At 37.0% G+C, this 2841-nt stretch carries 2 protein-coding genes and 1 pseudogene; all 3 read left to right on the top strand.

From position 1 onward, the window contains the following. Positions 1 to 408, top strand: a pseudogene (locus tag BO26_RS18240) (type VI secretion system Vgr family protein); the annotation flags it as partial. A gap of 2 nt (positions 409 to 410) precedes the next feature. After that, positions 411 to 1406 carry a DUF4123 domain-containing protein gene (locus tag BO26_RS21705; RefSeq protein WP_051691052.1) on the top strand — a complete coding sequence of 332 codons (996 nt, stop codon included), beginning with the start codon at positions 411 to 413 and terminating at the stop codon, positions 1404 to 1406. Between the two features lie 33 nt (positions 1407 to 1439). Further along, entirely contained in the window at positions 1440 to 2750 is a 1311-nt protein-coding gene (locus tag BO26_RS22895) for a hypothetical protein (RefSeq protein WP_051691053.1), read from the top strand. The last annotated feature ends 91 nt before the right edge of the window (positions 2751 to 2841 follow it).

The raw sequence follows: 2841 nt of genomic DNA on the forward strand, positions 1-2841 counted from the left end.
AACCGGACTACCAGTATCGGCCACGATGACGAACTGGTGATTGCCCACAACCGCAAAATAACCGTGGAAGGGCAACAGGAACATAAAACGACCGGAAGTTATATCGAGTTAATCGAACGGGATAAAAATCTGGTTATAAAAGGTGATGATATCAGATCAGTTGCGGGTACATTAGGTTATCAAGCCGAAGGGGATATCACCATAAAAAGTGATACCCGGATAACTTTACGGGTTGGTAACAATTTTGTTGTCATCCATCATGGGGGAGTAGATATAAAAGGGGCTGCAATAAATTTAAACTCAGCGGGAAGCCCAGGTGATGTTTCTTTACCTGCCATGCCTTCAGTTTTGAAAGCCGCCGCCGCGCTTGGTATGCCATTTGTCGCCCACTGTAGCTCAAAGGAGTGATCATGGAAAAAGTAAATTATTATGCAGTCATTGATGGGGCGCTAATGCATGATTTATATGATATGTTGGAACAATTAAATCCGGTCGCATCCAGCTTATATACAAACATCCCCAGTAAAGAAGAACAAATAAACTCACCCCACCTCGTTGAATTAACTCAGCCCGTTAAAGTCTGGCTGTCGAGAAAAAAAGATCCCTGGGGGCTGTATTTATTATCAGAATATCCATTTGAAAAATTACGACAGCATCTCAGAAAATATTTGCAGGTCTTTATTCCTATTGAAAAAAAACCCGTATTTTTTCGATATTATGATCCCAGGGTATTCTGGATTTTTATTGACATCTTAAGCCATGATGAGCTTAACCGGTTTCTGTCACCTATAAAGAAAGTCATCAGCTACCACCACGGAATATATAGAGAAAGCGCTCCAATTGAATACAATAGCGAAGAATCCTTTCATAATAAGGATAAATTTTTCAGAATAACTCCAGAACAATATCAAATTTTTAATGATAAACATTATGAACAATATATTGTAACGTTAACACACCATATGCTTGCATACTGGTGCGACATTTTCCTGTCTGAAAAAAATGTGCCCGATGATATATTTCACGCGTTAGAGAACAAAAATCCCAATGAGAAATTTAAAGATACTTCTGAGTTCCTGATGATTTTTCCCGATGAATATTACATGATCAATAAAGCGGCTATTGATAGGATCAACAGCAAAATATACTATATATACCGCAGTTCTCTTCATGAGAAATATCGGGAAATAAACAATTTTGTAGTAGATATCTACGCATTTTGTCAGCAGAACAATATTATTGATGATGTTTCAATAAAGACACTAATGAAACTGTGTATTGTAAAAGAAATTTTATCTGCCAACGATATTCCTGATAGATGGCTACATCATCTAATGAATCAAGATGAACCCGGTTTCTATAATGTTAAGATTGTTTCTGAACTCAATAAAAGAAACATCATATAAAGAACCATCAGACAATATTTAAAAGGAGTCAATATGACAACATTTAATGCAGGAAAAGCCTGTGCAACCTGTCCACCCAAAGAATATGAAGAAGTTATGAAACAGGGCATATACAGCCAGAAAATAAAGATTTATAACAATAATGAAGTCTCAATACCATTAGAAAACATTCCTTATTATATCCGAATTGAAAAAAACAAACAGATAATATCGGGGAAAACAGATGACAAATTTTTGACTGAACGAATATATACGCAAGAAGCAGAAAATATCCGTATCGTTGTTGGGCGTGATGCAGGGAAATTACAGCGCAGAAAAAGTGAATATATTACAAACGCCAAGTCATCCTCAACGAAAACGGCCTTAAATAAACCGACATACGAGGTGGAATATTCAATCTGTGGTTATGATTATATCAGCGTTGTCGCCGCCAGAACGGAAGGCCCGGATTATTCATTAAGTGGTGTGACCAGAGGATTTTCCGCCCCAATAGGTAACCAGTATATGTTTATTAATCAGGGAATAAGGCAACTGGGCGAATACCCTGCAACCACACCGGATTATAAAATACAACGTATTCTGGTTGTTTTTGCATTAGGGTATACTAACCATGACATTAAGGTTATTAATCAGTACACGCAAGATAAAGGGGGAAGAATTGTTTATGTCAGAAATTCAGATGAACTCGTGCAATTTTTGTCTGAGCGAAAGAGTAAAAAAAGACTCATTAAACAGTTAGATATATTCTCTCATGGCATCATATTGAATATCCCTTTTCATTTCTATGCTGAAAATATCTTTAGTGGCTATAATGATCCAGCAGGTGATTTTACACTGGAGAAAATTATGCAGATTGATGAAAAAATCTTTGATTATGATGCTGTCGTTACTTCCTATGCATGCAGAACAGGCATCGCTGTTGACGAAGACGATTTCACAAATACCGATCCGGGCTATGAACATAGTCTGGCTCAATTAATGGCAGATACCTGGGAGGTCGAAGTCCGGGCATTTGCCATGCGCAGTCATTATGGCAAGACTTATGGCACTAAAACAGAAATAAACGAGGCAGAAAAGCATCGTAAGGAAATAATCAACTATAACGATGCCCTCAAAGAATATATAAAAAATAAACATTTTAATCCCAAACTTAAAAAACCTATAATGCCAAAGGATTATGAAAAATATAATCAAAGGATAGATAGTCTGGATACAAGAACAATAAATGAACGCAACGGGGGTCCTATAGATCCGAATGGGGCATGGCATAAACCCGGTACAGCAGAAACACCAACAGGGTTGCCCAAAGGTTTACGAACCTATCTCCCCAGAAGATGGGAATAATATGAAAAAATTTTATCGTATTGTTATAGTTCTCATTATCGGGGCTTGTTTTCTTTGGTTATGGAATCAGATTAGTATGAAAAATAAAATG

Source organism: Photorhabdus australis DSM 17609 (assembly GCF_000711895.1).
Classification (GTDB): domain Bacteria; phylum Pseudomonadota; class Gammaproteobacteria; order Enterobacterales; family Enterobacteriaceae; genus Photorhabdus; species Photorhabdus australis.

What these genes read in the sequence shown, in the direction of transcription:
- BO26_RS21705 (WP_051691052.1), top strand. Translation starts at nt 411, where the DNA reads ATGGAAAAAGTAAATTATTATGCAGTCATTGATGGGGCGCTAATGCAT.
- BO26_RS22895 (WP_051691053.1), top strand. Translation starts at nt 1,440, where the DNA reads ATGACAACATTTAATGCAGGAAAAGCCTGTGCAACCTGTCCACCCAAA.